Raw genomic sequence first — 22,589 nt, forward strand, 5'->3', positions numbered from 1 at the left:
ATACAGCAAAAATACAGCCTAATAAACAAATGAAACCACAAGCATCTATAAACGGTAAAATCTGGCAGCAGAAACTGATTAACGAAGATATAGTCACCGAGTTATGTCGTAGTTTCAAAATTAGTGATTTACTTGCTAGGATAGTATCATTAAGAGTAAATAATCTAGAGGAAGTAGAAAATTTCTTGAGACCGAAAATCAAAAATTTATTACCTGATCCTTTTCATCTACTTGATATGGAAAAGGCTGTAGATAGAACTGTTACAGCTATTTTAAATAACCAAAAAATATGTATCTTTGCCGATTATGATGTAGACGGTGCTACTTCAGCCGCTTTACTTAAAAATATTTTTAGAGATTTAAATATACTATGTGATATTTATGTTCCTGATCGTATAGCTGAAGGATACGGTCCAACTCCTTTTGCTATACAAAAAATTAAAGATAACGGTACAGAATTATTAATTACGGTTGATTGCGGTGCTATGGCACATGAAGCCCTAAAATACGCAAAAGACGTTAACCTTGATGTTATAGTAATCGATCATCATATAGCTACGGAAATATTACCGGATGCAGTAGCTATAGTAAATCCAAATCGTATTGATGAAAAAAGCGAATATAAACATTTGGCAGCCGTAGGAGTTGCTTTCTTATTTGCAACTGCAATATTATCGAATTTAAAGAAGCAAAATTATTTCACGCAAACAATGCTTCAGCCTAATCTAATGCAGTATCTAGATTTAGTGGCTCTTGGTACTGTTTGCGATATGATGAAATTAACAGGCTTAAATCGTGCATTTGTTGCAAACGGATTGAAAGTAATGCAACAAAGGCAAAATATAGGGATTAAAACATTATATGATATGGCAGGGCTTCATGAAATACCAAAATGTTATCATTTAGGGTTTATTCTAGGTCCGCGTATCAATGCAGGCGGTAGAGTAGGAAAGTCAAGTTTAGGTGCTCATCTCCTATCTACTAGTTGTTCTAATGAAGCAAATAAATTAGCTAAAGAACTTGAAAAACACAATAATGAGCGTAAAGTAATTGAGTTATTAATGATAGAAGAAGCGATGGAAATTGCTTTGACACAACAAGATAGTAGTTTATTATTTATCGTAAAAGAAGGATGGCATCCAGGCGTTATAGGAATCGTTGCAGGCAAATTAAAAGAAAAATTTGATAAGCCGGTGGCAGTTATAGCTTTAAATGACGGGATTGGTAAAGCTTCATGCCGTTCTATTTTAGGTATTGATTTTGGTGCTGAAATTATCAATGCTAAAAGCAAAGATTTGCTAATAGCAGGCGGAGGTCATGCTATGGCGGCAGGTTTTACCGTAACGGCTGAAAAATTACAAGAATTGCAGAATTTTTTTAATAATGCTTTTAGAATTAGTATAACTAAACTAGAAAATTATAAGCATGCGGAATATGATATTGATTTAACGGTTAATAGTGTGAATTTCCTTTAATGGAGGAATTAAACACTTTAGAGCCTTTCGGTCAAGGAAATCATGAGCCTATATTTAAATTTGATGATTTATTTGTATTAAAAGCGGATATCGTTGGAAGTAAGCATATTAAATGTATGCTTGTTCCAAATAAGCGAGGCTTTGGTAATAAAGCCTTATCTGCTATTGCTTTTAATTCGGTAGGAACTGCATTTGAAGATGTTTTATTAAGCCCTAAAGCAAAAAATATTGCCGCAATAGGAACGTTAAAAACTAATAATTGGCAAGATAATTATACTATTCAATTAATTATAAAAGATATACTTCTAAAAGAGTAGATAGACTAAGTATATATAATAACAACTTAAAATAAACAATAATAATTTATGAGAAATTTAAAGAAAACAAAAAATACTACAATTTCTAAAGACTTAGCAGAAGTACAAGAGCATTATCAAGATTATCCTTATCCTTTCAGAGACCCAAATCAAGAAAAAGAATATTTACTTGCAACATGCGGTGAGTTCTTAGGAGAATTAAACCATTTTCTATATCAAGGAAAAGAAAATTTTAATAATAATTTTAGATGCTTAATAGCAGGCGGCGGCACCGGTGATTCGACTATTTATCTTGCCGAGCAGTTAAAAGATAAAAATGCCGAAATAATATATCTAGATTTCAGCAAGCCTAGCATGGAAGTAGCACAAAAACGTGCAGAAGTACGAGGTCTTAAAAATATTAAATGGATTAATGATTCAATATTAAATATACCTAATCTAAAACTTGGAAAATTCGATTATATAAATTGTACCGGCGTGCTTCATCATTTAGCAAATCCTGATGAAGGTTTAAAAAATCTAAAAGATTCTTTAAAGCCGACCGGCGGTATGGGTTTAATGGTATATGCTAAATACGGACGTACCGGTGTTTATCAAATTCAGGATTTAATGAAAATGATAAATAAAGATACTAAAAGCCGTATCGAAGAAGTGATGAACGGGAAGCTAATTCTAGATAATTTGCCTGCTACTAACTGGTATAAAAGAGGTTGGGAGTTATTTTCAGATTACCAAAATTTCGGTGACGTCGGAGTTTATGATATGTTCCTGAACAAACAGGATAGAGCCTATTCCGTTCCTGAGTTATATGAATTCGTAGAAAAAGCAAGCTTAAATTTTGTTGATTATCTTGATCCTTTAGAGAAAATTTTATTAAGACCGGAAAATTATATAAAAGATTTTTCACTTCTACAAAAAGTTAAAAAGATGGATAAAGTAACTAGAGAAGCAATTTCCGAAATACTTACCGGTAATATTACTAAACATTCATTTTACGTATCAAATCAAAAAGATAGTGTAGCCTCTCTTGATGACCTTGATAATATACCGTACTTCCATAATATTACCAATTTTGCTAAACAAATTTATGAGCATTTGGAATCTAATCCTTCAGCAGTAAATAATGCTATTAATTTTACTATTAATAATGGGATATTAAATAATGTTAATATCTCAATGTCGATATTTAGAAGCACTAAATATATTTTTAAATATATGGTAGAAGAGAAAAGTTTAAGAGAAATATTTGATGCGGTACGCAACGAATTAAACCAAGAAATACGCAATGAGGCCTTATTAAATGAAGTTAAAAACGTATGCATGCCATTACTTAATACAAATGTGTTATTGTTAAAATCAAAGGATTGCTAGAGTTACGTGGATTGATTCATCCGTCATTGCGAGAAGAGGTTACCAGGGTCGTCATGAGCTACGCAGCCGTAAGCTGTGCAGCAATCTCATGCAATAATAATAAACTCCCAAGATTGCTTCGTAATTTTCTCGCAATGACCATTTACCGATTACCTGCTCGCAATGACGATTTGGGTTGACAATGTGCTATTAACGTTGTTAGTATGCTTTTACATACATAGCCAGCTCTTATAAGCTAACAAGATAAATAATTCTTTAAACCGCAAGAATAAATAAAACTTTCTAAAAATCTAATTTGATTCCTAACTTAAATAAGTATATTACTTACCTTTAAACTTGATTGCTAACTCAACTTTTCAATTATAATCTATTAATAATAAAATAATGAACACAACTAATAAAGAATCCACAGCAGAACTTAACAATACCGAATCCAATAACAATTATAATAATTTTGCAGAGAACGGTAATATTATTAATTTAAAACAATTAAAACGTAAATTACCGGAGGAACTACAAGCTCAAGCAGAAGAATTAAAAATTGAAAATATTAATTCATTACTTAAACAAGAATTAGTTTTTGCAATTTTGAAAAAATCCGTAGAGCAGGGAGTTTTAATAGTGGGAGAGGGGGTACTTGAAGTACTACCTGACGGATTTGGTTTTTTACGTTCGCCGGAAGTAAACTACTTAGCAGGCCCTGATGATATTTATATTTCTCCTAGTCAGATTCGTCGCTTTGGTCTGCGTACCGGTGATACTGTAGAAGGTCAGATCAGAGCTCCAAAAGCCGGAGAACGTTATTTTGCTTTACTGAAGGTCAATAGAGTAAATTTTGAAGACCCTTCTAAAGCTTATCATCGTGTTCATTTTGATAATTTAACCCCCTTATATCCTGATGAAAAATTAGGATTAGAACTTGAAAATAATAGTAAAGATAGTAAGGATTTTAGTACACGGGTTATTGAACTTGTTGCCCCTATGGGTAAAGGACAACGTGCATTAATAGTAGCACCGCCTCGTACAGGTAAAACTGTATTATTACAAAATATAGCACATGCAATTACAACCAATAATCCGGAAGTATTTTTAATAGTACTGTTAATAGACGAAAGACCTGAAGAAGTAACCGATATGCAACGTTCCGTGCGTGGGGAGGTTGTTAGCTCTACTTTCGATGAACCGGCAAGTAGGCACGTGCAGCTTGCAGAAATGGTTATCAAAAAAGCAAAGCGTTTAGTAGAACATAAAAAAGATGTGGTAATTTTAGTAGATGCGATAACACGTTTAGCTCGTGCTTATAATACCGTAGTGCCGTCATCAGGTAAAGTATTAACGGGCGGTGTTGATGCTAATGCTCTTCAGAGACCTAAAAGATTTTTCGGAGCAGCAAGAAATATTGAAAACGGCGGTTCGCTTACTATAATCGGTACGGCTTTAATTGAAACCGGTTCTCGTATGGATGAAGTAATTTTTGAGGAGTTTAAAGGTACAGGTAATTCCGAGATAGTTCTAGATCGTAAGATTGCCGATAAGCGTATTTATCCGGCTATTGATATAACTAGATCAGGAACTAGAAAAGAAGATTTATTAGTAGATAAAATAATATTAAATAAAATGTGGGTTCTTCGTCGTATTATCGATCCAATGGGTAGCAGTGAAGCAATAGAATTTTTACTCAAAAAACTTGAAAATACTAAAACTAACGGTGAGTTTTTTGAGATGATGAAGAGTCCTGAACGTCCTAAGAACGGTCTATAGTCAATTAATACCTATATTGTGCTTCGTTGTGCGTCGGCCTCACCTTATTATATTATAGGCTTCGCTCCTCACGCCTGTCACAGTATAGGTCTGCATTTAGTATTCTAAAAAAGTATATAAGATCATGAGTATAACACCTGATTATTTAATTGAAAGAAGACAAATAAAATCTCGTTTGTTAATTTGGAAGCTAACAGCTATTATTTTAATTGCGATCGTATTCTTACTAGTCGGTAAAGATTTTGCTCCAAAAGAGGTGTTACCTATTAATAGTAATGAAGACTATATAGCTTCCGTATTAATAGACGAAATAATTCTTGAAGACGAAAAGCGTGACAAAAAACTCAAAAAAATAATCGATGATTCTCATATTAAAGCGTTAATAGTTAAAGTAAATTCTCCCGGCGGTACGGTAGTCGGCGCTGAAAAAATTTATAATATTCTGCGTAAAATATCCGCAAAAAAGCCGGTAGTGATAGTTATGGGAACAATGGCTGCAAGCGGCGGTTATTTAATCTCTCTTGGAGGTGATTATATTATCAGCCATAACGGAACTATTACGGGTTCAATCGGTGTAATACTACAAACAGCCGAGGTAACAGAGCTTGCTCAAAAATTGGGGATTAAGTTTAATAATTTCAAATCGGGTGAATTAAAAGCTGTCCCAAATCCTACCGAAAAACTGACGGAAGCAGTGCGGGTAGCCATTATGGACAATATAGAAGATACTTATAATTTCTTCCTTGAACTTGTTTCAGAGAGGCGTAATCTTCCTATAGAAGAAGTAAAAAAGCTCGCAGACGGACGAGTATATTCAGGTCGTCAGGCTTTAAAGTTAAAGCTTGTGGATGCTATAGGCTCGGAAGATACTGCATTAAAATGGTTACAGGAAGTTCAGAAAATTAATGTTAATCTACTAGTTAAAGATTATCAATTAAAACCAAAACCAAAATTAATGGACATAATACTTGAAGATTTTGATAGTATAGCACCTAGTTTTTTTAAAAATAGTTTTAACGGAATCAAAGCGATTTTTTAATAATGATTACTAAGAATTATTTAATAGATAAAATAAATGATAAGCTGAGTTATCTTTCTAAAGAAGATGTTAAAGATTCAGTAGATTTAATTTTAGATTATTTAAACGAATCTCTTAAAAAACAAAAGCGTATCGAAATCAGAAATTTCGGTAATTTCTCTATCCGCAAACGCAAATTTCCTGAAAGCGAAAAATTCTATAATACGGTTTATTACAGAATGCCTAAAAATTTATTTAAGGAATAAATTTCCATGGCTCTTCATACTGAAGATTTAGAACTCTTCAAAAAAATATTATCGATAGATGGGAAGCTGATTATTCAAGCACTTAATATAGACTCTATTATATATCACGATATTATAGGGAATGGGAAATATGATTCTTTTTTTGAAGCATTATATAATTACTTAAATGATAGTACACCAACAATCATGCCTTTAGTATCTGAATAAGAAAGAATATTATCCTATTGTTGAAGAATTATGTAATGAATCTTTAAAGGAAAAAACATCATCAATAATGATATATTGAGAAAAAGAATCTGATAATCACCCTCTACCTAGATGGGCATATGAAGCAACTTTAGAATATTATTTAAAAACTAGAAAAAATTATGATAAGCTTAAACCTGAACCCGAAATAGAAAGAAGCAAAGATGAACCTAATTTAAATTATACAGAATTAGATTTAAAATATTATGAAGAATCTTTAGACTATTACTGAAAGGTTATAGGGTAGGGTAATAAAATTTTCCTCTCACTTGACATTATAATAATAGGCAGCTATCTTAAGTGTAAAATTAAAACAGGGTATTTATGATAAGGTATTTAATAATTTTATTTGCTTCTATAGCTTTAATTGGCTGTACCGGTCCAAAAACTACGAAACCCAAAGAAGTAGTAGAGCTTGACGGTGATCCAAGCTATGCAATCATGCAAACAATCGATAGTACTAACAGAAATATCGCTAGCACTACTTCATCTCTTCCGAGTACTCCGGCTAGATAGAAATGCTTGCTATTATTTCTTCTGCTAAAACTCTAAATTTCGAGAAGTTAGCTCCCAAGACGGAGCTAACGATTCCAATGTTCCTTACGTTAACTAATAAACTACTTTCTACACTCCAAAGCTATTCTGAGAATCAATTATCGAAAATAATGAATATAAGTGCAAAACTTGCACATATAAATAAAGAAAGATTTAAGGATTTTGATAATCAAGAGAGTAAAGCGGCTATTTTTGCTTATGCAGGAGATGTTTTTAATAATATACATATAGAAAAATTAACTAATCATGCATTAAATTTCTTGCAATCACATTTGCTTATTATATCAGGACTTTACGGAGTCTTAAAACCGCTAGATACTATTAAGCCGTATAGATTAGAAATGGCAACAAAATTAAATGAAATAAATTTAACAAACTTTTGGCAAGATGAAGTCACTAATTATATTAATAAAATTCTTGCTAAACAGGAAAATAAATATTTACTCAACCTAGCATCACAAGAATATTCATCTGTAATAAACCCAAATAAACTTAAATATCAATTAGTTAACGTTCATTTTAAAGAAAATAGGAACGGTAAATTATCAACAATCGGTATAAATGCTAAAAAAGCTCGAGGGGCGATGGTCAAGGTTATTGCTAACAACCTAATTGACTCACCTGAGCTACTTAAGAATTTCTCATATTTAGGTTATGCCTTTAGTACTAAACACTCATACGATAACGAATTGGTGTTTATTAAGAGTTAAAATAGTAGGGGTGAAATACCAATAGAAATGCTTCAAGTTATTAACTTTAATTAAAAAGTTAGTATTTTCTTTACAAAATAGTGGGTTTACTTTATAATATATGCCTATTTATTAATAAGTATTTATTATGATAAAAAATCCTAAATCTTCAGCAGTCTCAAAATTTAATCCTATAGCATTGTCATACAATAAAATAATAGAGTTTAAATCACAAAAGGCTTTAATTGTAGCGGGGGAATGAATAGAACCATTAAAAAATGTAAAAAGTTCTATAGATGCTAGTGCAGAAATAGCAACAACTCTTTTACACTCTTTAGATAGCAAAACAACAACAAAATTGGGTATTCCACAAGTAACAAGTCTAAAACTTAATACACTAAAAACTTTATTTGATAATTATGAATATAAAAATATTCAAGAACATAAAGTACTGAAAGAAGCCTTAAGCAAATATCATGTTGCATTAAAAGCGAATAAAGAAATTAGCATTTTTATAAGCCCCAAAACTTATAGTACTCCTATTATAAATAAAGAACCCAAAACTATTAATTTTATAAATATTTTTCTTCAACTTCAAGGGATGATCACTGCTATACATTGCAGTATAATGAATAACCATGTGGAAGTAGCAGAAAAATTATTTATAGATATATTGTCAAAAGCAAATATAGATTTAAATTTAATATATTCCCAATACGAATTTCAAATTCATAAAGCTTATACCAATACTTTATTTGAGTTAGTCAATCATTTTATATCATGGAGAGTATGGAGATAAAATTATTAAAGATTTAACGCCTCATATAAGGCATTATTACAATATTACATATACGCTCTCTACCATATTAATTAATAATAATCACTTAGATGAAGCTAAAAAATTGCTTAAGGCAGCACTTAGCAATATCACTATAGATGATCAAGTAAATGCCAACGATATATAGGTTGGTGTCAGTATAACTTAGGGGGTTGTTTATTATAAAACTGGTCAGTTAGAACTTGCTATAAAATATTATAATAGTGCAATAGATAGGTTACCTGAAGAGGAAGAAATCATATATAATTTATGTACTATCTATGGTTATCACTCTGATTCAAAAAATATAGAAAATTTACTAAATAAGATGCCTGAAGGTAGCCTTAAAGCTTTACTAAAATTAGGTCGAGACTTAAATAATATCACCAATGAAAAATTAGAGACAATGAATTCTAAAAATTTATTACCTTATCACGTTCAAAGTTTTGCGCTTTATAAATATACTGCTAAATATAATGCTCTTTCAGATGAGAGATGAAAGATGAGAGAAAAATTGCACAAAAAATACGTTTAGCAAAGGATTTAAATACAATAATTTAAAAAACTGATGTCAATCATACTGATGAGTTACTTGTACTTTCGGTTGCCATTTATACACAACAATTGGATATAGCACGTAATATATTAAATAACATTCCTAACAACGATATTGCTATTTATAAAAGTTTAAATTTATCTACTTTAGCAGCTTTTCCTGATCCAAATTCTATAATTTATAATGCACAAATACATTAAAAAAAGAAGAACTAACAGAAGTCCTTAATGCTGCCAGCATCTCGCTAATGGCAGAAGATGCAAAAGAATTTGTTTCTAAAAATTCTCAAAACGTTTTACAAAATGTAGAGAAAGTTTTAGAAGATGCCCCTCAAAATGAAGAAACTTTAGAAATTGGAATAAATGCTGCTTTACTTAATAATGACATAAATAAAGCTAAGGAACATGCAAACCAATTAAGTAAGGAAAAACAAGAAGAAATTTTTACAAATGATTTTGGAGAGGTTAATGACGCAGAGGATTTAGATCAATTATTTAAGCAATATGATGCAAAAAAATTCATCAGTATTATCAGCTTAAAAAAAAACAACAGCTTCATATATTAAGTCATAAAATTACTCATTATATCACTTCATGGAATATTCCAGAGAAAGGGTATATTAAAAATACTGAAGCTACTTAATATAGGTAAATATAAAGGTCAAGATTGTTATAGTATTATTGATGAAAAAATAAAGAAAGCTGTTGATTCTTTACTGCCACAGTTTGAGAAAGCTATGGAGAAAGGAATAATACATCATCCATATGGAATAAATGGAGTTAAATTTTTGAAGGAGAATGCTGTTGCAATAAAAATTAACACCGGTAAACGTATATTAACGGATAAAATTTATGAAAACACAAGACACGAGTTATTAATAAATTTTGATTATGAGACCAACCCTAAAGAAGCTGAAGTATTTATTAACGGTCACCATTTGGAGATTTGCCCTACCGAAGGTTTATAAATTTTATCCTATCTAATTGATATTCTCTAACCTTCTTTGAACACTGAAAAGCCTCTACTTTATGCTGCGTTCACCGTTTGATACCTTTGTAGCAATACCGAAAAATGGAGAATGGTGAGTGATAGTGGACTCGAACCACCGACCTTTACGATGTCAACGTAATGCTCTAACCAACTGAGCTAATCACCCTGATAATTTTTTTAATCTTTATGTAGTTTTGGCTTTATTGAATTATGAAGCTTATAATATTTACAATTAAGATAAGTGTCAATTGATTAGTTCAAGTTATATGTTAAAAAGATTATATTGATAAAAAATAGTTATATTGCATACATTTATTAAAAAAACAGAAAAAACTCCTAAAACAGCTATTTCAATAACTAAAACTTAAGATTAAAGGAAGGTTTTAATGAAAAACTTTGATGAATTTAAAAAAGAGTTATTATCAAACCCCGAAGTAAAAAAAGCTTATGAAGAACGAAAAATGGAATTTGAGATAGCAAGCACTTTAATAAAGGTTCGTCTTGCATCTAATATGACTCAGGCGGATGTTGCTAAAAAATGTCTAATTCTCAAGCGCAAATAGCAAGAATGGAAAGCGGACATCATACTCCTAATTTCTTAAGCCTTCAAAAATACGCTAAAGCTGTAAATCAAAAAATTAATTTGTTGATTACCCCATCATAGGGTGTACTACTAAATCTATATGTAGTTTTTAACCCTTGTTTTTTTAAAAAATTCATTAATGTACTAGATTTCAAGCTTTATTTCCATTATTTATAATATTTTATTATTTAGTCTATAATTTTATGGTGGATTTAAAAACTAAAGCCTTTGATATTTCTCAAAATTTCACTATTTCTCTTGACGGTCCTGCTGCTTCAGGTAAAGGGACTATCGGTTTAATACTGGCCAAGAAATTTTCTCTTAAATATTTTCAGTCAAGTATTGTTTATAGGCAGCTTGCATTTGACTGTATTAGTCAAAAAATAGATGTCACTGATATAGATGCGGTAATTGCTTTATCTAAAGAATTAAAACTCGACAATAATTTTGACTTAGAGAATGAGAATATAGGAAATATAGCATCGCAAATTGCCGTAATAAGTGAAATTAGAAATAATCTAAACAAATACCTGATTAATCTAGTAAAAACAACACCTAGAATGATTATGGAGGGTAGGGATATAGGCACCGTTGTTGCACCTGACGCCGATTTAAAGATTTTTATAACCGCAAATCCTCAAATTAGGGCTGAAAGACGATATAAGCAGTTGCAAGCAAAAGGAAAAACATGTATACTCGATGAGATTTTACGGCAAATAATTTTGCGAGATAAAAGAGATAAAGAGCGAAAAGCTGCACCGTTATTACCGGCTTCAGATGCTTTAATTATCGATACTTCAAAGCTTTCGGCTATGGAAGTCGTAGAAGAAGTAACAAATTATATAAAGAATAAAATAACTTGAAAAAGTGCTAGGTTATTTTATTCGATTGTATGGCGTTATTGCATGGCTAGTATGTCATTCCCGCGTAGGCGGGAATCCAGAAAAAGCGAAATTGAGCTTTTAATATTAAAAATTCAGTGTGTTTTTACCTTTTAGTTACTGAATTCCCGCCTACGCGGGAATGACATGCTAGCCATGCAAGAGCATCCAATTTTATTAACCTTTCAAAAAAATTTTATTAGCCTAGGCACTTTAGCTAATACTACGAGAAGAATATGTCAATAAAACTAAAACAACGATTTGTTCCACAACTTGCAGCAATGAATCACGAATTTGCGGAAGATTTCTCTAAAATGCTTGAAACCGTTGATACAAGTCATATAAAAGAAAAAACGGTAGTTAAAGGTCAAGTAATCGAAATAAAAAACGATATAATTATTGTTGACGTTGGATTAAAAAATGAAGGTAGAATACCTAAGTCTGAATTTTTAGCTTTACCTGAAGTTGGGGACGTAGTCGAAGTTTTCATCGAGAAAATTGAAGGACGTAACGGCAGAACAATATTGAGCCGTGAAAAAGCAGTTAAAGAAGAATTATGGGGACAACTAGAAATCATGTGTTCCAAGGGCGAATTTGTCGACGGTACGATTTTCGGTCGTGTAAAAGGAGGCTTTACCGTGGATTTATCCGGTGTAGTAGCATTCTTACCGGGAAGCCAAGTTGACGTTAGACCTATTAAAGATCCTACTTCTATAATGAATATCAAGCAACCGTTTAAAATTTTAAGTATGGATAAAAAGCTTGGTAATATAGTAGTTTCAAGAAGAGCTATTTTAGAAGAATCACGTTCCGAAGCTAGAGATGAGATGCTATCTAAAATTAAAGAAGGCATGGTATTAGAAGGAACCGTAAAAAATATTACTGATTACGGTGCGTTTATCGATCTTGGAAGTGTTGACGGTTTATTACATTTAACCGATATTTCTTGGGGAAGAGTTAACCATCCTTCAGAAGTGTTAGACTTTAACCAAAAGGTTAAAGTAATGGTTATTAAGTTTGATGAAAAAACAAAAAGAATATCACTCGGTATAAAACAACTTGATTCTAACCCATGGGAAGCAATTAAAGAAGAATTCCCCGTCGGTAAACAAATGACCGGTAAAGTTACAAATTTTGCTGATTACGGCGTATTTATAGAATTAAAAGACGGGCTTGAGGGACTTGTTCATTCAAGCGAAATTAGTTGGTTAAAATCTAATCAAAATCCTAGAAAAACGCTAACTATAGGGCAAGAAGTAGACTTCGTAGTTTTAGAGGTCGATACTGAAAAGCATCGTGTTTCTTTAAGTATTAAACAATGCCAAGAAAATCCTTTAACAAAGTTCGCTGAAAATAATCCTGTCGGTACTATAATTAAAGCACCTATTAGAAATATTACGGATTTCGGTATTTTTGTTGCACTCGGTAATAATATGGACGGCATGATTCATGAAGGTGATATTAGCTGGGAAGATAAAGGAACGGATCTATTAAAATCATACAAAAAAGGTGACGAAATAGAATGCAAAGTTCTAGCCATTAATATTGAAAAAGAACAAGTTAGTTTAGGTATAAAACAATTGTCGCCGAATCCATATCAAGAAATCAGTGATGAATATAAAAAAGGCACCATAGTTAAAGCCCTTATAACAGAAGTTAAAGATGAGGGACTCGAAGTATTATTAAACGATAAAGTAGCAGGTTTTATTAAAAGAACTGAACTATCGGATGAAAAAGACGAGCAGAAGCCTGAAATGTTTCAAATAGACAAAGAAATAGAAGCCAAAGTTGTTTCTATCGAGAAATCAACCGGTAGAATTTTATTATCGGTAAAAGCTCATAAAATAGCAGAACGTCAAAAAGCTCTCAAAGAATATGGTTCTAGTGATAATACTACCAATATGGGAGATATACTTGCTAATGCTTTAGAAGATAAGAAGTAATAATCTATTATAAGTCATTGCGAGGAGAAACTGTAAGTTTCAACGAAGCAATATCAGGAGTTCTATGCTACTTCATGAGATTGCCACGTCGGTTATTAAAATAACCTCCTCGTAATGACGAAAAACTATTTAATTAATAAATTTCAGGAGAAAATATTAATGTCGTATGTACCGATAGTAATTGAACCAACATCACGCGGTGAACGTGCTTATGATATATATTCAAGATTGCTAAAAGAACGTATAATCTTTGTATGTAGTACTGTTGAAGATCATATGGCAAACTTAATTGTTGCACAATTATTGTTTCTTGAAGCAGAAAATCCTAAAAAAGATATATATATGTATATCAATTCCCCCGGAGGAGTTGTAACCGCAGGTCTTGCAATTTATGACACAATGCAATATATAAAACCTAAAGTGGCTACATTATGCATAGGTCAAGCTTGTTCTATGGGTTCACTTTTACTGTGCGGGGCGAGAAGGGGATGCGTTATAGTTTACCTCACAGTCGTATTATGATCCATCAACCATCAGGAGGTTATAAAGGGCAAGCTACCGATATAGAAATCCACGCTCAAGAAACCCTAAAAATCAAAAGGTTACTTAACGAATTGTATAGTAAACATACTGAACAAGAGTTAAAACATATCGAAAAAAGTATGGAACGTGATAATTTCATGTCACCGGAAGAAGCAAAAAAATTTGGATTAGTAGATAATATACTGTCTTCCAGAGATGCTATGGCATTGTTAGCAAAATAAAGATTAAATTTTATAGATTTAGTTTTATTATTATAGTATAAGAGAATTAATTTGTTATAGTCAAGTCAGTGGGATTTGCACGCCAGAAGCGAGGAGTTAAACCTAACTAATAGGAGAACGACGAATGACGATGCAGGCGAGTCCAAATCAATTGACTATATTGGGGTCATAGCTCAGTTGGTAGAGTGTTTGAATGGCATTCAAAAGGTCGGGGGTTCGAATCCCCCTGACTCCACCACTTCCTATCAGGATTTTCTCAATTCTCACATTCCTTTACATAATTCATATGCTGCTTATATGCTCTTCACATTTTTAAAATAGTGCTTTAATCCTCTTACTACCTCGATTAAACCTGATGTTTAAGTTGAGGTCTTATGCACACTATATGCTGCTCACATTTCACTCCTGATTGTGTAATCCATAATGAGAGTGATAAAAATCCCACTATCTTCTAAAATTTTGTTGGCAATTTTATCCCTCCTGAATGGAGTAATCTCTCATCTCATAATGGTAAAATTTTAAGTAAAACCTCAAGACATCTACTATCTTTAATAGTCTTTCGCTTGCAAATATGCTATAACAACAGTATAGACGAACTTCAGGAAACCTATCATTTCTTTGAAGAACATTTGGGAGTTTGTCAAGAACGTATCAGACAGTGCCTAATTGAATTAGAAAAGAGTGGCTTCATTAAGTTTTATAAAGCAACTATTAGTAAATATGGTATTAAATGCCGCAATACTCCTTGTATTAGGCTTATTAAAAACTTCCAACCTGCTTCTGGCAACATTCCTCACGAAAATGAAAAAAATTTTGCCTCAACTCCAAAAAACTTTGGGGTCAAACCCAAAGAAATTTTGCCTCAACCCAAAAAAGTTTGGACCAGTACATATATATAGATAATAATAAAGATATATCTAATAAATCTAGATCTAGCGAATCTATAATTTTTCAAAATGAAAAAAATGAAAATGAAATTGATCAAAATAGGCAATTATCACAACATTCACCACAGCAAAATCTTAAACAAGATTTTCTATCTACAACAAAACAATCAGCAAATAATCATCAAGAGAGTGAAAATGTAAGAAAATCTGAGGTTAATTTTATCACAGGTCCACTACAGGTAAATCAAGCACTGCAAACAATTCTTGATGAGGTTGATAAGGCAAGATGTGATCAAATATCATCAGCTAATAACAATTCAGCAGTAGGAATCGTAAAGAATAAGGGCTGGTTCAAAAGAAAAAAATTAGCAGATTTTTATCCATTAAGCCAAGAAGATGGTGATTTACTACAAGTAAAATCAAAGAGAGAATTTAACCTAGATTTTATCAATAAATTGCTCTTAAAGCTTGCAGGAGAATATTCCAATCACCATTTTGGTCATAAGAAAGTCCTACTGAACTATATGGCTAAAGCTTTAGCTCATGAGTTACGTGAAACTACAAAGCTAATAATGCTACATTTCAGTTTAAATCTAGCGACTTAAACAACGCTAAAGAGCAATACCTAGATAAGATAGAAAGTAGCCTTGATACTAGCTTGCAAGCTCAGCTAAAACGTAAAATTGTTGGTAGTTTTGATCCTGATTCAGCTTATAAATTACTAAGCTCCTGCTTATTTATTGGGGTAGTAGGTAATAGCTATCAAATAAAACTGCTTAAAAATATTACGCTTTCAGAAAATGCACAAGATAAAATACTACAGCAAGTACAAATGATCTATGGCAGTAGTATTGAGAAGTTGAAAATCATACCATTTGCTGAGCTTGAAGCGAAGCAGAATAATACTGAAGATGAAAAACAAGATTATCTATTGCAGCTAAGCAAACAATTAAATCCTGATTCAATATGGTATAAAGTAAGGAAATTCCTCATTGAACGTTATAACAAATATATTGATTTTGCTGTATTAACTAAATTAGTAGTTGTAGAGGAAGATATAGTCAATAAAAAGGTAATCCTTAAATCCACAACGGCTTTTAATGATTACTATGTTAGGAATCGTCATATGCAAGATCTAGAAGAAGCTTTTAAGACGCAAGATTATTGCTTTGAATTAATCAAGTTTGAATATAACTAAGCTATTGTGGTAATTGATAATTTGTAATAACTACTTCATCAGATATTTTATTGTGCTCGGGCATGGAATATTTAACCTTAATAGTACTAATATTAAAATTTTTGTATAAGTTTCTAATAAAGGAAGTGTCACTATTAGAAACCATTATTTTAACATTTTTATCATTAAGTTCTGCAGCAAAATCTTTAAGTCTCGTTTGCTCATTTTCATCAAAGGGTAATCTGGTATAAAACTTCTCACCTGATTTATGATAAGGAGGATCAAAATAAACAAAATCATTTTTTTGCGGTTCAATAAAAGAAAAATCCATCGCATAAATGTATGTGCCAGCTAAAAGCTGACTGCACTGTTTTAATCTAAAGGCAATATCAGATTTACTATAATTCCTACCAGAGAAAGTTTGAGCTGGTTTTCCATCAATGTTAATCCGGTAAATACCTTTAAATGAATATCTATTAAGATAGATAAATCTTGCAGTAATCTTCGCCGGGTCGTTACTGTCATTGTTACTTCTAACTTGATAATAATGTTCTTTAGAGTATTTTTCTTTATGAGAGTCTAATAGTTTACTGACCTTATCTGGATTCTTCTTAACTGCGTTATAGGATGTTACTAGCTCGAGATTAATATCAGATAGGAAGCAATGTTTAAATTTATCTCTAACTTGAAAAAATCAAGCCCCACCACCAAGGAATGGTTCATAGTAATTATTTAGTGTGGACGGAAGAAACTTAATTAATTGATCGGTAATTTTTCTTTTACCTCCGACCCATTGTAAGAATGGTTGTACCTTGTTTGAGTTATTTACTGACATGAAATTATTATAAAATATTTATACTAAATTATAGTATAAAATAGGCTTAAATGCCAGCAAAATGCTGTATTACAAGGAATTTTGGTGTTTTTTGTAGCATAATTAATGCTACTGTTGATTTATATGTCATAGATAAAAAGTTGAGCAAACAAACAATAGTAATTTAGCACTGTCTCATTTGTGCAGCTGTTTGCCCAATTGTATAAAGATCTGTCAAAAAAGCTCTTAAATCCTCTGTACTTCAGAGAATTGTGGTGATATCTGTCCTTGTTGAGGGCTATATGGTGTAGTTCTTGTTCAGAGGTTAAACTAAAAACTACAAAATTTTATCACCTTAACCTCTGAGCTGTTTTCTTAACTTTAACAGCAAGGAAATGCTATGACAATTAATAATCAAAATCAACCAAAAGATAATAATAAATTTAAAAATATGGTGCAGCAAGCTTGGATATTGCAATTATCTCCTATATCTGTCACATTAATGCCATCTGATCAAGAATATAATTTTACAGCTCAGCATCAAGAATTAGAGCAAAAATTACAAAAGGCAAAGCATGAACTAAAAGAATCTAATATATTTAAGATAGATTTAATTAAAAATATTAATAATAAATTAGATATATCATGTAATGAAATACTCTCTGAGCTACTTACACTTTATGGAGTAGAAAAAGATCCTAATAAGAAGAACTCCTTATCTAATATTGTCATAGATTGTGCTAAGGGACTATTAGATTATTCTCATAATCTAGTGAGTTTTTTACAACAAGATACCAAATTAGTTCCCATAGATCTACAAGCTTTCGATCTAGAGCAATTAGTAAATGATACTGTTAATAAAATTATACCAGAAACTAAGGATAAAGGTTTAGATCTTTTTTGTAATTTTCAGTACGACATAGCAAAGATTATTATTGGCGATAGTTACTGGATAGGAGCAATATTAGAACAATTAGTAGCTAATGCAGTTAAATTTACTGAAGCAGGCAAAGTTATTGTGACAATCAATCTATTTCCTACTACTATAGCTGAAGATAATAAAGAGATGGTGCTACAACTTATTATCCATGATACAGGTATTGGCATGTCTGAAGAAATACAGCGATATATTAGAGATCAGAATAGCGAATTTGATTCTGTAACTGGGTATAAAGGATTAAAATTAGGACTTAGTTTTGTTAAAAGACTTATCAATGAAATGCATGGAGATATTGAGGTAGAAAGCGAAGAAGGTAAGGGTACTACTATTACATGTAATATACCAGTAAAATTACCTATATATCATCAATAATTACTAAATAACGTAAAGTCTTGTAAAATAAAATTTACAAGACTTCACTTAACTATCTATAAAACTATAGTCCTGGTAACCATGCTGTAGTAAAAATATCTTGACTATTATTAGTTTAGTTAACTAAACTAAAGGGATGAGTAAAGAATGGCGTAATATGGTTAAAAATCAAGTTAATTGTAAATACGAGGAGTCTTTAAATTGTTATTATAGTAAAAGATTATTACAAAAACTTTTACTACTAGATAAATATACAACAAATAAGATAGATTTTAATCAAGTTACTAAGGCTATTTACTATGCCAAAAAATATCACAATGGACAAAAACGCAGAACTGGAGAATTATTTTATACTCATTCTTTAGAAGTCGCCTATATGGTATCTGATTACATATTTAAAACTGATATTATTGTTACCGCTATATTACATGATGTTATTGAGGATACAGAATGTACGCAAGAAATGATAGCAGAAGCATTTAGTGATAAGATAGCAAGTTATGTTGAAGATTTAACTAGAATTAAAAAAGATCATAAGATTAGTGCCGTAGAAATGGTTAAGATATTATATATACAAAAGAAGGATGATTTATTACTAATTAAGCTGTTTGATAGATTACATAATATACAAACGGTTAGAGCTAAGTCTCTTGACAAGATCTGGCAAACCACATCTGAAACTTTACAAATATTTTTAGCTTTAGCTGCTTATTTAAAAATACCTGAGATTGCGGGGCAATTAGAAAAACACTGCCTAGGTGTAATCTTCAATTATGAAATTTTACAGAGTGCTGTTACAAATAGGGAGAAATATTAATTTTATGAGCAAATGATTAGATATTCTTTAAAAAGCTCGTAAGTTATTAATAATGATTTAAATCTCACCTTTGGAGATTTGAACGTATTTTCATAACTAAAATTTTCTAATTTTAGAACGAAAGTATCAGGGTTTCAGGGTAGTTAAGTGCAAAGAAATATTTAATACCGTAAATTTAGATCAGTTAAAAAATATTAATACTAATATAACAATATTTATTAAGTATAGTTAAACTTTACAAAGTGTTGCCAATATAATCATTTTTAAATTTATCTATTTTCAAAAAAAATTATCAGAGCTTTGAAGCATATCGTAAAGGCATATTAAAGAGTTATTTTTATGTATTCTACATAAGAGATAATAGTTTCTTATACCGGTTTCTACATTAAAGTTCCTAAAGAAGAGTATAAGTCATAACAAACCGAGTATTATTAATAGTAGTAATTAACAAGATAAAAGGGAGTGATACATGCCTAATGATTTATATTATTTTTATGAAAGTGATTTAAGCAAAGGAAGCTGGACAGGTTTTGTCAATAGTTTACCACACCATTTACAGGAAATGTTTAAAAACTCAATGGGAGGGGGGGTTGTTGGTAAAGGTCCTGCTAATGTGCTGCAAGGCTATCGTGGTCCTCATAATAATGGAACTAGCGGAGATAGTGGATATTTAGGTGCTAGTAATGGTTTACAAGAAGTAAGATATTGGTGGGGAGCATCAAAGCATATAAACTGGGTGCCTATAAGTGGATGGATAGCTTATGGTATTTATAGCGCAATAGGAGATACCAATTGGCACAGTCTTTATTTTGACAGTAAAACTGGGGAGTGTTTAAGTCATAATAAAAATCAAGCGACTGAAAAACTCAATAACAAAGGTTGGCAATTATTTCAGGAGGGAAAATACAGTGAAGCTGCTGAATATTTCAATAATGCTTATCAAGCCTGTTCTTCTGGCTATCAAAATGAACAAACATTTAAAAATAATATAGACAAGGCTAAAGCTGAACTAGATGCTATAAACTTAAATTCCCAAGGCGATAATTTATTTAACCAAGGCAAGTACCACGAAGCTCATAGTAAATATCAGGAAGCTTACGATAAATCTCAAGTTAATACACAATATAATAAATATAGTACTAATAGAGATAAAGCAAAAGCCGAACTAGATGCTATAAACTTAAATTCTCAAGGTGATAATTTATTTAACCAAGGTAGGTATCACGAAGCTCATAGTAAATATCAGGAAGCTTACGATAAATCTCAAGTTAATACACAATATAATAAATATAGTACTAATAGAGATAAAGCAAAAGCCGAACTAGATGCTATAAACTTAAATTCTCAAGGTGATAATTTATTTAACCAAGGTAGGTATCACGAAGCTCATAGTAAATATCAGGAAGCTTACGATAAATCTCAAGTTAATACACAATATAATAAATATAGTACTAATAGAGATAAAGCAAAAGCCGAACTAAATGCTATAAACTTAAATTCTCAAGGTGATAATTTATTTAACCAAGGTAGGTATCACGAAGCTCATAGTAAATATCAGGAAGCTTACGATAAATCTCAAGTTAATACACAATATAATAAATATAGTACTAATAGAGATAAAGCAAAAGCCGAACTAAATGCTATAGGGCTAAAAGAATTGGGAGATGTAGAGTTCAATGTCGGTAGGTATGATAGTGCAAAAGTCAAATATCAGGAAGCCTTCAATAAATCATCAGTTGCTGCTCATAAGACGACATATACTAACTGTATAAGTAAAGCCCAAGTCGAACTAGATGCGCAAAGTGCGTATCAATGTGGTAAGATGTTGTTTAATCAAGGTAAGTACAGTGATGCTTTAAAGGAATATCAGGCTGCCCATAGTAGTTCTAAGGTGATAAATGCAAAATCTACTTACAATGATGAAATATCTAAAGTAAAAGTAGAAATAAGTGCTAAGCAGTTATATGAACAAGGTGAGACATTATACCGTGCTGGAAATTATGTAGAAGCTAAGACAAAATATAATGAAGCAGTATATACTTCTGAAGTTAACAAAGATTACTATAGTAGAACAGGTGTTGCAAAAGCGCAGGTAGAGTTAGATGCTATAGAGTTAAACGAGCAGGGGAATACACTATTTGCGAGTGGTAATTTTAGTGCAGCAAAAGATAAGTACCAGCAGGCTTATAACATATCTGAAGTTGCCAAAAAAAATGATAATTTTTTCAGCAAATTATTTTATAGCCCCCATGAATATAAAAAGAATAAAGATAAAGCTCAAACAGAGTTAGATGCAATTGCATTGAGTGATCAGGCTAATGTTTTCTTGAAGCAAGGTAAGCTTGCTGAGGCTATAATGAAGTATCAAGCAGCTTATGATAAAACACAAATATTTAATCAACGTGACCAATACAAAAATAATAGAGACCTAATACAGGCAAAAGTATATAATAAGGAAGGTTATCAATTATTGAGTGAAGCTAGCACTAGAGGAGATCTTGCTGTTAAAATTCTCAAATATAAAAATGCACAAGAAAAATTTGAAAAGGCCATAAATATACGTCCTAATAGCGATGTATATAAAAGTAGTCTGGCTAAAGTCAAAGCTGAACTAGATGCTATAAACCTAAATTCTCAAGGCGATAATTTATTTGACCAAGGCAGGTATCATGAATCCCACAATAAATATCAAGAAGCTTACAATAAATCTCAAATTATAAAAGAGAAAAACAAGTATGCGGTTAATCAAGAAAAAGCCCAAACTATCATAAATAAATTATTGAAACTTGAGACCTTATGGGACAACGCTTGGAAAGCTGAAAACGACACAGAAGATGATAGATCTGAAGAAGCAGGAGGATTTTTTCAAGAAGTCCTGAGAGAATCCAAGGATGGTTTAAAAATAGTTCCCAATGATTCAAAATTTAAACAATATGAAATCCTTGTTTCTTTAAAAATGGAAGGAAATGCCCTATTTAATGAAGGCCTTGAATCGCAACAAGATGGGCTTGAGTTGCTACAAGAAGCACACAAACTAAAACAACAACAAAAATATGATTTAGCTAATGTAAAATTTTATGAAGCAAAAGAAAAATTTTCTAATGCAAAAGAAAAATTTGAGATAGGAAGTAATGAAGATCAACGATTTGTATCTTGTGTTGAGTTTGTGCAGAAGCAACTTCATGAGGTTATGGCATCACTAGAAATCACTGAACAACATACTCTAGCTTCAGGGTTATCTAACTTAGATATCAATATTAGTAATATCAGTTATTTAGAAACCGATTCTCTTGAGACTAATATAGTTGGAGATCATAATAATTATCATGCACAAATGTAGTGGCGATCAC

Annotated in this window: 19 protein-coding genes, 2 tRNA genes and 4 pseudogenes; 22 read left to right on the forward strand and 3 right to left on the reverse strand. The window is 31.4% G+C overall.

The window, feature by feature from the left end:
• The first annotated feature begins 29 nt into the window (after positions 1–29).
• The 8 genes and pseudogenes from recJ (at position 30) to ACSFFC_RS06210 (ending at position 7,719) form a co-directional block, all read left to right on the forward strand.
• A pseudogene (recJ, locus tag ACSFFC_RS06175) lies at positions 30–1,792 on the forward strand (single-stranded-DNA-specific exonuclease RecJ).
• Positions 1,793–1,840: 48 nt separating this feature from the next.
• Entirely contained in the window at positions 1,841–3,163 is a 1,323-nt protein-coding gene (locus tag ACSFFC_RS06180; protein ID WP_004998384.1) for a class I SAM-dependent methyltransferase, read from the forward strand.
• A gap of 384 nt (positions 3,164–3,547) precedes the next feature.
• On the forward strand, positions 3,548–4,924 hold the full coding sequence (gene rho, locus ACSFFC_RS06185) for a transcription termination factor Rho (protein WP_004998383.1): 1,377 nt from the start codon (positions 3,548–3,550) through the stop codon (positions 4,922–4,924).
• A 124-nt stretch (positions 4,925–5,048) separates the two neighbouring features.
• Positions 5,049–5,963: a signal peptide peptidase SppA gene (gene sppA, locus ACSFFC_RS06190; RefSeq protein ID WP_014410741.1), complete on the forward strand. Its 915-nt coding sequence runs from the start codon at positions 5,049–5,051 to the stop codon at positions 5,961–5,963.
• Positions 5,964–5,965: 2 nt separating this feature from the next.
• Positions 5,966–6,208, forward strand: a complete 243-nt coding sequence (locus tag ACSFFC_RS06195; RefSeq protein ID WP_014410742.1) for an HU family DNA-binding protein — start codon at positions 5,966–5,968, stop codon at positions 6,206–6,208.
• A gap of 6 nt (positions 6,209–6,214) precedes the next feature.
• Positions 6,215–6,415 carry a hypothetical protein gene (locus ACSFFC_RS06200; protein ID WP_014410743.1) on the forward strand — a complete coding sequence of 67 codons (201 nt, stop codon included), beginning with the start codon at positions 6,215–6,217 and terminating at the stop codon, positions 6,413–6,415.
• A gap of 363 nt (positions 6,416–6,778) precedes the next feature.
• Positions 6,779–6,970: a hypothetical protein gene (locus tag ACSFFC_RS06205; RefSeq protein ID WP_004998377.1), complete on the forward strand. Its 192-nt coding sequence runs from the start codon at positions 6,779–6,781 to the stop codon at positions 6,968–6,970.
• Positions 6,971–6,972: 2 nt separating this feature from the next.
• Complete coding sequence (locus tag ACSFFC_RS06210; RefSeq protein ID WP_014410744.1) at positions 6,973–7,719, forward strand: YaaA family protein; 747 nt, start codon at positions 6,973–6,975, stop codon at positions 7,717–7,719.
• A gap of 111 nt (positions 7,720–7,830) precedes the next feature.
• Here the strand turns inward: ACSFFC_RS06210 and ACSFFC_RS06215 are convergent, their stop codons facing one another.
• Positions 7,831–8,043, reverse strand: a complete 213-nt coding sequence (locus ACSFFC_RS06215) for a hypothetical protein (protein WP_041472212.1) — start codon at positions 8,041–8,043, stop codon at positions 7,831–7,833.
• 13 nt (positions 8,044–8,056) lie between these two features.
• Here ACSFFC_RS06215 and ACSFFC_RS06220 point away from each other — a divergent pair, with 13 nt between their 5' ends.
• The 5 genes from ACSFFC_RS06220 (at position 8,057) to ACSFFC_RS06240 (ending at position 10,038) form a co-directional block, all read left to right on the forward strand.
• Positions 8,057–8,497 carry a hypothetical protein gene (locus ACSFFC_RS06220; RefSeq protein ID WP_081497778.1) on the forward strand — a complete coding sequence of 147 codons (441 nt, stop codon included), beginning with the start codon at positions 8,057–8,059 and terminating at the stop codon, positions 8,495–8,497.
• Between the two features lie 346 nt (positions 8,498–8,843).
• A complete protein-coding gene (locus tag ACSFFC_RS06225) occupies positions 8,844–9,014 on the forward strand; it encodes a hypothetical protein (RefSeq protein ID WP_016728275.1) in 171 nt (56 codons plus the stop codon).
• A 125-nt stretch (positions 9,015–9,139) separates the two neighbouring features.
• Positions 9,140–9,271: a hypothetical protein gene (locus tag ACSFFC_RS06230; RefSeq protein WP_016830817.1), complete on the forward strand. Its 132-nt coding sequence runs from the start codon at positions 9,140–9,142 to the stop codon at positions 9,269–9,271.
• 47 nt (positions 9,272–9,318) lie between these two features.
• Positions 9,319–9,636: a hypothetical protein gene (locus tag ACSFFC_RS06235; RefSeq protein ID WP_041472213.1), complete on the forward strand. Its 318-nt coding sequence runs from the start codon at positions 9,319–9,321 to the stop codon at positions 9,634–9,636.
• Positions 9,637–9,858: 222 nt separating this feature from the next.
• Complete coding sequence (locus ACSFFC_RS06240) at positions 9,859–10,038, forward strand: hypothetical protein (protein ID WP_231282922.1); 180 nt, start codon at positions 9,859–9,861, stop codon at positions 10,036–10,038.
• Positions 10,039–10,150: 112 nt separating this feature from the next.
• Here ACSFFC_RS06240 and ACSFFC_RS06245 read toward each other — a convergent pair.
• Positions 10,151–10,227, reverse strand: a tRNA-Val gene (locus tag ACSFFC_RS06245).
• Between the two features lie 220 nt (positions 10,228–10,447).
• Here ACSFFC_RS06245 and ACSFFC_RS06250 point away from each other — a divergent pair.
• From ACSFFC_RS06250 to ACSFFC_RS06275, 6 genes and pseudogenes are all read left to right on the forward strand, one after another.
• Positions 10,448–10,624, forward strand: coding sequence for a hypothetical protein (locus tag ACSFFC_RS06250; protein WP_004998366.1), 177 nt, complete (start codon positions 10,448–10,450; stop codon positions 10,622–10,624).
• Positions 10,625–10,847: 223 nt separating this feature from the next.
• The gene (cmk, locus tag ACSFFC_RS06255) at positions 10,848–11,507 is read left to right on the forward strand and encodes a (d)CMP kinase (RefSeq protein ID WP_012719757.1); all 660 of its coding nucleotides are present in this window, start codon (positions 10,848–10,850) and stop codon (positions 11,505–11,507) included.
• Positions 11,508–11,761: 254 nt separating this feature from the next.
• Entirely contained in the window at positions 11,762–13,468 is a 1,707-nt protein-coding gene (locus tag ACSFFC_RS06260; RefSeq protein WP_012719758.1) for a 30S ribosomal protein S1, read from the forward strand.
• A gap of 159 nt (positions 13,469–13,627) precedes the next feature.
• A pseudogene (gene clpP / locus ACSFFC_RS06265) lies at positions 13,628–14,232 on the forward strand (ATP-dependent Clp endopeptidase proteolytic subunit ClpP).
• A gap of 162 nt (positions 14,233–14,394) precedes the next feature.
• Positions 14,395–14,470 (forward strand) — tRNA-Ala (locus ACSFFC_RS06270).
• A 136-nt stretch (positions 14,471–14,606) separates the two neighbouring features.
• Positions 14,607–16,317, forward strand: a pseudogene (locus ACSFFC_RS06275) (hypothetical protein).
• A 1-nt stretch (position 16,318) separates the two neighbouring features.
• On the opposite strand, the pseudogene ACSFFC_RS06280 reads toward ACSFFC_RS06275, so the two are convergent.
• Positions 16,319–17,131 (reverse strand): annotated as a pseudogene (locus ACSFFC_RS06280) (DNA adenine methylase).
• A 379-nt stretch (positions 17,132–17,510) separates the two neighbouring features.
• Between ACSFFC_RS06280 and ACSFFC_RS06285 the strand changes: the two are divergent.
• The 3 genes from ACSFFC_RS06285 (at position 17,511) to ACSFFC_RS06295 (ending at position 22,579) form a co-directional block, all read left to right on the forward strand.
• The gene (locus tag ACSFFC_RS06285; protein WP_014410747.1) at positions 17,511–18,422 is read left to right on the forward strand and encodes a sensor histidine kinase; all 912 of its coding nucleotides are present in this window, start codon (positions 17,511–17,513) and stop codon (positions 18,420–18,422) included.
• Positions 18,423–18,558: 136 nt separating this feature from the next.
• Entirely contained in the window at positions 18,559–19,239 is a 681-nt protein-coding gene (locus ACSFFC_RS06290) for an HD domain-containing protein (protein WP_014410748.1), read from the forward strand.
• A gap of 469 nt (positions 19,240–19,708) precedes the next feature.
• Positions 19,709–22,579 carry a tetratricopeptide repeat protein gene (locus tag ACSFFC_RS06295; protein ID WP_014410749.1) on the forward strand — a complete coding sequence of 957 codons (2,871 nt, stop codon included), beginning with the start codon at positions 19,709–19,711 and terminating at the stop codon, positions 22,577–22,579.
• The last annotated feature ends 10 nt before the right edge of the window (positions 22,580–22,589 follow it).

This window comes from Rickettsia parkeri, assembly GCF_051427245.1.
Taxonomy (GTDB): Bacteria; Pseudomonadota; Alphaproteobacteria; order Rickettsiales; family Rickettsiaceae; genus Rickettsia; species Rickettsia rickettsii.

Bases quoted from the DNA above. Each gene is read 5' to 3' on its own strand.
- ACSFFC_RS06285 (WP_014410747.1), top strand. From the start codon at position 17,511: ATGACAATTAATAATCAAAATCAACCAAAAGATAATAATAAATTTAAA.
- ACSFFC_RS06260 (WP_012719758.1), top strand. From the start codon at position 11,762: ATGTCAATAAAACTAAAACAACGATTTGTTCCACAACTTGCAGCAATG.
- ACSFFC_RS06225 (WP_016728275.1), top strand. From the start codon at position 8,844: ATGCCTGAAGGTAGCCTTAAAGCTTTACTAAAATTAGGTCGAGACTTA.
- ACSFFC_RS06250 (WP_004998366.1), top strand. From the start codon at position 10,448: ATGAAAAACTTTGATGAATTTAAAAAAGAGTTATTATCAAACCCCGAA.
- ACSFFC_RS06180 (WP_004998384.1), top strand. From the start codon at position 1,841: ATGAGAAATTTAAAGAAAACAAAAAATACTACAATTTCTAAAGACTTA.
- ACSFFC_RS06295 (WP_014410749.1), top strand. From the start codon at position 19,709: ATGCCTAATGATTTATATTATTTTTATGAAAGTGATTTAAGCAAAGGA.
- ACSFFC_RS06290 (WP_014410748.1), top strand. From the start codon at position 18,559: ATGAGTAAAGAATGGCGTAATATGGTTAAAAATCAAGTTAATTGTAAA.
- ACSFFC_RS06195 (WP_014410742.1), top strand. From the start codon at position 5,966: ATGATTACTAAGAATTATTTAATAGATAAAATAAATGATAAGCTGAGT.
- ACSFFC_RS06205 (WP_004998377.1), top strand. From the start codon at position 6,779: ATGATAAGGTATTTAATAATTTTATTTGCTTCTATAGCTTTAATTGGC.
- ACSFFC_RS06210 (WP_014410744.1), top strand. From the start codon at position 6,973: ATGCTTGCTATTATTTCTTCTGCTAAAACTCTAAATTTCGAGAAGTTA.
- rho (WP_004998383.1), top strand. From the start codon at position 3,548: ATGAACACAACTAATAAAGAATCCACAGCAGAACTTAACAATACCGAA.
- ACSFFC_RS06235 (WP_041472213.1), top strand. From the start codon at position 9,319: ATGGCAGAAGATGCAAAAGAATTTGTTTCTAAAAATTCTCAAAACGTT.
- ACSFFC_RS06200 (WP_014410743.1), top strand. From the start codon at position 6,215: ATGGCTCTTCATACTGAAGATTTAGAACTCTTCAAAAAAATATTATCG.
- cmk (WP_012719757.1), top strand. From the start codon at position 10,848: ATGGTGGATTTAAAAACTAAAGCCTTTGATATTTCTCAAAATTTCACT.
- sppA (WP_014410741.1), top strand. From the start codon at position 5,049: ATGAGTATAACACCTGATTATTTAATTGAAAGAAGACAAATAAAATCT.